The 7565-nt window shown below is 56.2% G+C and carries 6 protein-coding genes; 4 read left to right on the top strand and 2 right to left on the bottom strand.

The genetic code is table 11. From position 1 onward, the window contains the following. A partial coding sequence (locus WC488_03760) for a chromosome segregation SMC family protein (protein ID MFA5077516.1) occupies positions 1–3022 on the top strand: 3022 nt, incomplete at its 5' end. 52 nt (positions 3023–3074) lie between these two features. Here the strand turns inward: WC488_03760 and WC488_03755 are convergent. Beyond that, positions 3075–4136 carry a hypothetical protein gene (locus WC488_03755; protein ID MFA5077515.1) on the bottom strand — a complete coding sequence of 354 codons (1062 nt, stop codon included), beginning with the start codon at positions 4134–4136 and terminating at the stop codon, positions 3075–3077. A 154-nt stretch (positions 4137–4290) separates the two neighbouring features. On the opposite strand from WC488_03755, the gene WC488_03750 reads away from it, so the two are divergent. Beyond that, entirely contained in the window at positions 4291–4944 is a 654-nt protein-coding gene (locus WC488_03750) for a peptidylprolyl isomerase (GenBank protein MFA5077514.1), read from the top strand. A gap of 9 nt (positions 4945–4953) precedes the next feature. Further along, positions 4954–5730, top strand: coding sequence for a hypothetical protein (locus WC488_03745; GenBank protein ID MFA5077513.1), 777 nt, complete (start codon positions 4954–4956; stop codon positions 5728–5730). Here WC488_03745 and speB read toward each other — a convergent pair. After that, complete coding sequence (gene speB / locus WC488_03740) at positions 5709–6581, bottom strand: agmatinase (protein ID MFA5077512.1); 873 nt, start codon at positions 6579–6581, stop codon at positions 5709–5711. The two genes, WC488_03745 and speB, sit on opposite strands and share 22 nt — an antisense overlap. A gap of 52 nt (positions 6582–6633) precedes the next feature. Here speB and WC488_03735 point away from each other — a divergent pair. Beyond that, a partial coding sequence (locus tag WC488_03735; protein ID MFA5077511.1) for a UbiA family prenyltransferase occupies positions 6634–7565 on the top strand: 932 nt, incomplete at its 3' end.

Below are 7565 nucleotides of genomic sequence, written 5' to 3'. Positions count from 1 at the left end.
AGACAGCGTCGCGGGAATCTCGGAGTTCGAGGACAAGAAGCGCGAGGCCATGGGCAACCTCGGAGTGGTGGAATTGCGCCTAAGGGAGGCCAACCTGGTCCTCGGCGAGAAGATAGGGATGCTCAACGAACTCGAGAAGGAGCGCGAAGTGGCGATAAAGTACAACGAGCAGAGGAAGCAGTTTGCCAGCGCGCGCGGCTCGATAATAAAAAAGGAGATAGACCGGCTCACCTCCGAGCTCGAGCGCGCCATAAACGATTACCAGAAAGTTGACGCCTCGCTGAAACGGAAGCAGGCAGACATGGATGAGCTGGACGGGAGGATAAAGCGCTCCGAGGAGGAGAAGGGCGGCTTCCTCAGGGAGATAGAGGCGAGGCAGAAGCAGAGCGCCCTCACCAGGGAGCTCGAGGCCCTGCGCCTTTCCATAGGGAAGGACGAGCAGGAGCTCGAGGAGAAGAAGCGCTCAGTGGCGAAGCTCGAGGCCGAAGCCGCTCAGCTCAAGGCCGAGGCGAAGCGCGATTCCGAGGAGGCGAAAAAGAAGGAAGCCGAACTGAAGAAAGCCGAGGAGGAGTTCAATTCCCTCAGGCCCCAGGCCGAGGCGTTCGCGAAAGTGATGAGCGAGTCCAGGCTCAGGAAGCTCGTGTCCGACGAGAAAGCAGAACTCGGGAAAAGGCGCGAGGAAATCATACGCATGGAGGGGGAAATAAAAGCGGCAGAGCAGCTCGTTTCGGAAAAGGGGCGCTCCCTGGATTTTTCCACAGTGGACAATGCGGAAAAGGAAGCCAGGCTCAGGAGCGAAATCGAGATCCTTGCGAAAGAGGTGCAGGGCGCGAAGGCAGAGCTCGAGGCGCTTTTCGAGCAGGAGAAGGAATCCAACGCTTCCATCGCCGACATGGAGCGCAAAACCCTGACCCTGCGCGAGAAAATCGCGGCGCTGCGCGCCCAGAACCCGCGCCTCGCATCAAGCTCCATAATCGAATTCGTAAACCAGGCCAAGGAGAAAAGCTCCGGGGTGCACGGCGCGCTCGTGGACCTCATAAGCTTCGAAGCGAAGTACGCGCTCGCGATAGAGGCGGCGGCCGGCGCGCGGCTGCTCCACATCGTGGTTTCGGACGCGAACATCGCAACGAAAATGATTTCGCGCATAAAGGAGGCGGGGGTGGGGCGGGCCACGTTCATACCCCTGAAGGAGATAAAGACTTCCTCGATTTCAGCTTCTGAAGGGCTCGGGCCGCTTTCGGATTTCATAAAATACGAGAGCAAAATCGCCAAGGCGGTGGAGTACGCTTTCGGCGAAACTCTCCTAGTGCAGAGCATGGAAGAGGCCAAGAAGATAGGCCTGGGAAAATACAGGATGGTCACGCTCGATGGCGAGCTTTTCGAAAGGTCCGGGGTGATAACCGGAGGGAAGATGTCGACAGGAATCGCGGCCGCGAGCGCGCTCGCGAAGCTGGATTCAGAGCTCAGCGAGCTGAAAGCCCTTCGCCAGGCTGAAACAGACGGGCTGTCCCAGCTGCGCGAACGCATGTCCTCGGTGCGGAACATGCGCGCCGAGAAAGAGGTGCACATGAAGTCCCTGGAAGTGGAGCTTTCAGGGATGAAGGGCGAGGACGAGAAGGCGAGGCGCGAGAAGGAGGAGGCGGAGAAGAGGAGGCAGGAGATAATCGAGCTCTCATCAAGGATGAAAAGCGTTGCGGCTAAAAAAGGCGCGCTCGAGGAGGATGCGCTCGCGCTTTCCGAGAAAATAAATTCCGACGAGAGGGCGCTCCAGGAAGAGGAGGCGCAGCTCGCGAAGCAGAGCGACGAGAAGAACAGGAAGCACACCGAGCTGGTCGCGAAGCTCTCTTCGCTGGACGCGAGGAAGGCCGGGCTGTCCGGGGAGCTGGAGTTGAGGAAAACCGGGCTCCGCAAGCTTGAGTTCAGGCAGAAGGAGCTCGGCGAGGAAAGGAACGCCTCAGTGTCCAAAATTTCGGAGCTGGAGAGGAGGCTCTCCAGCCAGAGAATTGAGCTAGAGAAGAAGGAAGCCGAGCTCGCTTCCACGAGCAAGGGGCTTGAAGCGCTTTTCAAGAAGATGAAGGAATCCGAAGCCGCGATAATGGAGCTGGGAAGGCAGAGGGGCACGCTCCTTTCGGAGCACCAGAAGCTTTCCAGGGAGCAGGAATCCCTCAACCTCAAAAAAGTCACTGCCGAGACCAAGCTCGTAGATTTGAAGGCCGAATTCGATTCATTCAGGGATTTCGTTTTCCTGGACAAGGGGAAAGAGGAGCTCACCAAGCTCATGAAGGAAGCCGAGGCGTTCCTCAACCAGAACCAGGCCGTGAACCTTGCGTCCATAGAGCTTTACGAAAAGAAAAAAGCCGAAGTAGGGGACGTCCGGGACAAGATGGCCACGCTGGATTCAGAGAAGCAGGCCATAATGCGCATGGTCGAGGAGATAGACTCCAGGAAGAAGGATGCGTTCTTCAAGACGTTCTACGCGGTGAACGACAATTTCAAGAAGATGTTCAAGCACATCCCGCAGGTCGGGGAAGGCTACCTTTACCTGGACAAGCCGAACGAGCCTTTCGAAAGTGGATTGCACCTGAAGCTCAAGCGCGGAATGAAGGAAATCGCGCTCGAATCCCTCTCAGGAGGGGAAAAGTCCCTCGTGACGCTCATGCTCATATTCGCGCTCCAGTTCGTGAAGCCCTCCCCCTACTACGTGCTTGATGAAGTGGACTCGGCGCTCGACCAGCAGAACGCGAAGGACCTGGCCAAGCTGATAACCGGGATGTCTAGGAGCAGCCAGTTCATACTAGTTACGCACAAGGATACCGTGATGACTTTCGCGAGCGCGGTTTTCGGAGTCAGCAGGGGCGCAGACGGGCTTTCCAAAATCGTGGGCGTGAAGCTCGGGGAGAAAGTCCTTGAAAAGGAAGATGGGGGGAATGAGCAGAAGCCCCCCAACGGGAACCAGGAGGACGCGATGCTCAATTCGGTTTCCAAGAACCAGCCTAATCAGCCTAAACTATCTAAGCCCTAAACTAGAATAATCTATAATCTTAATTCAAATCCTAAACCAGAATAGTCCTAACTCAAGCCTCCCGTATCGTTTCAACTGAAGTGATCCTGTCCTTTATCGCGTACGCGGAAACCAGCACCTCCACCACGTCCCCGGCCGCGTATTCCCCGGAACTTTCCAGCGCGACGAATATGGGCTGGCTCGCTCCCTCGAGCCTCACGTTGTACCTGTAAATGTAATCCCTCGTGAAATTCTCTAACTCGTCTGCACTCCCCTTCACCACCAGCAGCGAGTCCGGGAATGTCGCGTTCTGGACGTCCAGGAGCACCTGGCCCTGGTTGGTGAAATTCCCCACAAAGATGGTATCCCCGCTCACCAGAGTCACATAAGCCGGCTTCGCCCCTGCGAGCGCCCCGGTCACGTAATCCCTTGCAGTGTACGTCACATTGCCAGTGCCGTACTTTGCCCGGATCGCTTCAAGCTCCGGGTTTATCGAATGCCTCTGTTCCCAGGGCACATTTATCAAGGTTTCCGAGCCAACGAGCGCCACCACGGTGGCGTTCTTCCTGAGCTCCTTGAGCGAAGGCACCACATTGACCGTCCCGTACGCCACAACCACTCCTTCCCGGGCCCTCACGAACACCTGTATGGTGATGTTGTCTCCTATATCAAATATAGGCTCGAGTTTCGAGCTTATCTCGGCTCCGCCGACCGTCTGGCTGTTGGTCCCGTCGCTCACGTTGAATTCCTCCGGGAGCGAGAGCACCGCGTTCGCGCGCCCGCTCACGTTCATCTCCAGGAGCTTCGCGTACACAGGCACCACGTCCTCCTCATTCCCCACCGAGACCACGTAGCCCTGCGCGTTCTTCATCACGTCCTCCACGCCGGATATGCCCCTGATTGAAGAGAGCTGCGAATCGTCCTTGAGGCTCGTGACTATATAGGGCTGGTAGCCTGCTACAAGGGCGCGCGCCATCACTTCCCCCTCCACCTGCCCAGGAGTTTCGTTGTTGCTTCCGCCTGAATTTGTGCTGAAGAAGTTCATGGAGAACATCTCCAACACGAATACCAGCACGAGCACTACCGCGCCTATCTTGTACAGGTTCTCCTTTTTGGTCAGTTCCGAAACATCCATCCCATTACCTTCCGAACCGCAATCCGGCTGGAAGTGCCGAAAAAACCCGGGCGGTTTGCTATAGCCTTAAAAACTCATTTGCTAAATAGAATAAAACATCTTTATTCTTAAAGCATACGATTTAAAACGATTGGCATGATGCCAGGTGAATCTGATGGTCAAGAAAGGGGATTTCGTAAGGATAGAGTACACGGGCTATGACGACGCAGGCAACGTCTTCGACAGCACGAGCGGCGAGATAGCCAAGGAGATCCATGGCAAGGAGGGGAGCATGCTCATAGTGTTCGGCTTCGACTACATTGTTCCGGGCATGGCCGATGCGATAACCGCAATGAAGAAAGGAGAGCAGAAGGAGTTCACGCTTTCCCCTGAAAAGGCGTTCGGGAGCCGCGACCCGTCCAGGCTCAAGGTTTTCTCGCTCAGCGAATTCCACAGGAAGGAGATAGACCCCTACCCTGGCGCGATAATCCAGCTCGAGACCGAGTTCGGGACGCTCAACGGCCTGGTGAAAAGCGTGAACAGCGGCCGCGTGCTCATGGATTTCAACCATCCGCTGGCAGACAAGAACATCCGGTACAATCTGAAGCTCTGCGACGTTTTCGAATCGCCTGCGGAGAAAGTGAGCGAGCTTGTGAAGGACCTGGACATCCAGGGCACTGCCTCGCTCTTAGGCGAAAAGGCAGTAGTTCTAATGAAAAAGGGCCAGCCCGACGCGCAGGTGAAGAAGACCCGGCTCACGGTGGCGGTGAAGAGCACAATCCCGGAGATAAAGGACCTCGAGATAAATGAGGCCGAGGGAAATTCCTGAGTGGTGCAGATGTGCATCCTCTGCGACAAGGCGAAATCAAGCTCCGGATACCGTTCGCTTCTTGAGCGCATGCAAGCCGACGATTTGGCGCGCCTCGGGCATTCCAGATCAATAGCTCCTTCCTTCACCTCATTTCCGATTTCAGCTTATTCGACAATAGAGTATCCGAAGCTCCTCGTTCAGCCCATGTTCGAGCCCAAGTCCCCGTTCGCGACGCCTGTTTCATATTTCCAGGCCCTTGCGCTCAACGGCGGGAAGCTCCCCTCGGGATTTGCGCACGGCGCCACGCGCTCCATATTCTTCCTGGGCTCAAGGCTTATGCTCCTGGGCAAATCAGTAGCTAGGCAGGAAGGCAAGGAATTCTTCTCCTCCTTCCTTCTGGCGCATTTCGAAAAATCCGAATATAAAATGGGCATGAGCCCTGAAGGCCGAGTAACCATATCGGCGGATGCGGAAAAAGCCGCGAAAAACCTCCTCACCGGGAAAAACGAAAAGATAAAAATCAGCTTCTCATTCATCCAGGAAAACCTGCAAGGGAAGCTGCTGAGCAAGGACTACGCGCTTTCCTCCAAACTCTTCACGGACCAGTTCAAGCGCGCAGGAATGGACGCGCGCACATGGCTCACTTCCACCGAATACATGTTCGAATACGTGGCGAGCGTCGCGCACTTTTCCCCGCACCCGTACATGCTCAGGTGCATGGCTGATTTCAACATTCCAAGCCAGCGGGAATTCCAGAACGCCTCGCTCGGGTATTTCCAAGCTCATTTTGGGAAGAACGAGTAGCCTATGAGCTTGTACGCGAGCTTCCCGGCAACCAGGTCGCTCGCAGGGTTCCCGGCCAGCGGGCACAATTCGTTCACGTCAAATCCGATTATCTTTTTTTTGCGCGTCACTTCCCTGAGAAGCCCCATCGTTTGCTCCCACAAAAGCCCGTTGGGCTCAGGAGTCCCGACCGCAGGCATTATGCTCGGGTCCAATCCGTCCAGGTCCACGGTTATGTAAACGTTTTCCCCGAGCTGGGAAACTATTTTCTTCGTATCAAATTTGTTATCGTAGTAAATGTATTCTCCAATCCCAGCCTTTTCTATGAATTCCGTCTCCTCCTTGCACAGCGACCGCACGCCGACCTGCACCGCGTTCTTCACGCACTTCTCCTCCCGTATGCGCCTCATCACGCACGCGTGGTTGTACGGGGAATTCTCATACTGCGCCCTCATATCCCCGTGAGCGTCTATCTGAAGGACTGAAAATTCCTTGTAGCGCTTTCCGAACGCCCTCACCGCTCCGAGCGTGATTGTGTGCTCGCCTCCGAAAACAACCGGGAATTTCTTCAATTCCAGCGCAGCCTCAACCGCTTCCTGCACCCTGCCCACCATCCCAAGCGGGGAACCGGTGTCAGGCTCGACCTCGTCCGTGGTGTGAAACCCCAATTCGTAAGCAAGTTCCTTGCCCAGCTCCATGTCGTAATCCTCGAACGCCCTGCTCGCGACTATCATCGCGTGCGGCCCATCCCTCGAACCGGCCCTGAAGGTGGTGGTCCCGTCGTAGGGAACCGGTATTATCACCACCCTGCTCTTTTCCAGGGGCGTCTGGATGCCCCCGAAAGCGTATGGCATATATGTGTGAAGAAACATGGAGGAAAATTCATGGGCAAAATTTTTAAAATAAGCCCTATTAGTATCAACCATGGCGACCGAAAAAGGATGGAAGATAACCAGCCTCAGCCCTGAGATGGGCGGGGGCAAAATCCCGCTTCCGAGCGCCAGGCTCAAAAAATCCAAGTACGAGAAGCCCCTCTCACGCGGGCCGGGCTTGCTCACAACCCTCTCCGCTGTCCTGAGGCTCGTGCGGTTCGAGCACGCGCTCATGTTCGCCCTCTCGGTTTTCATAGCCGAAGTGATAGCTTCCAGCGGGATTCCCGCGTTCACCCTGGTGCTCCTCATTTCCCTCATGGTCCCGGTGCTCAGCGAGATGGCCGCGTTCGCGCTCAACGATTTGCTGGACATGAGAACCGACAGGATAAACAAGAAGGAGGGGCGCCCGCTCGTGAGCGGCGAGCTCACTCCCAACTTCGCCCTCGCGCTGGCCGCGGTTTCGCTAGCAGGCGCGACCGTGCTTTCCTATTTAATCAGCATGCAGATATTCATCCTCACGCTCGCGATAAACGCGCTCGCGCTGCTGTACAACGCGAAGCTCAAGGACCTTCCGCTGGCCGGGAATCTGTACATCGCGTTCACCATGGGCATACCTTTCCTGTTCGGCAACCTCGCAGTAAGCCCGGTGCTCAGCGCGCCCAACATCTTCATAGCGCTCATGGGGTTCCTGGCAGGGCTCGCCCGCGAGATAGTGAAGACATGCGAGGACGTGGAGGGCGACGCCCGCGCCCGCAAGTCCAAGACGCTTCCGATGCTCATAGGGATGAAGCCCTCGCTCTGGCTGGCCGGAATAATTTACGCGCTTTTCGTGCTCTGCTCCATCGTGCCGTTCCACCTGTACCTGAAAGTAGGAATCGGTTTCGCAGTGGTGCTGGCCGCGGACCTCATCTTCGGGTATTCTTCGCTGATGCTGATATTCTCGAGGCACAGGCTCTCGTTCCTCGCAACGTCCAGAAAAATAAC

Source organism: Candidatus Micrarchaeia archaeon, assembly GCA_041650355.1.
GTDB lineage: Archaea > Micrarchaeota > Micrarchaeia > Anstonellales > Bilamarchaeaceae > JAHJBR01.
The sequence above is the reverse complement of the archived record's forward strand: the minus strand, read 5'-3'. Positions and strand labels throughout refer to the sequence as shown.

What these genes read in the sequence shown, in the direction of transcription:
- WC488_03755 (MFA5077515.1), bottom strand. Translation starts at nt 4,136, where the DNA reads ATGGATGTTTCGGAACTGACCAAAAAGGAGAACCTGTACAAGATAGGC.
- WC488_03750 (MFA5077514.1), top strand. Translation starts at nt 4,291, where the DNA reads ATGGTCAAGAAAGGGGATTTCGTAAGGATAGAGTACACGGGCTATGAC.
- WC488_03745 (MFA5077513.1), top strand. Translation starts at nt 4,954, where the DNA reads ATGTGCATCCTCTGCGACAAGGCGAAATCAAGCTCCGGATACCGTTCG.
- speB (MFA5077512.1), bottom strand. Translation starts at nt 6,581, where the DNA reads ATGTTTCTTCACACATATATGCCATACGCTTTCGGGGGCATCCAGACG.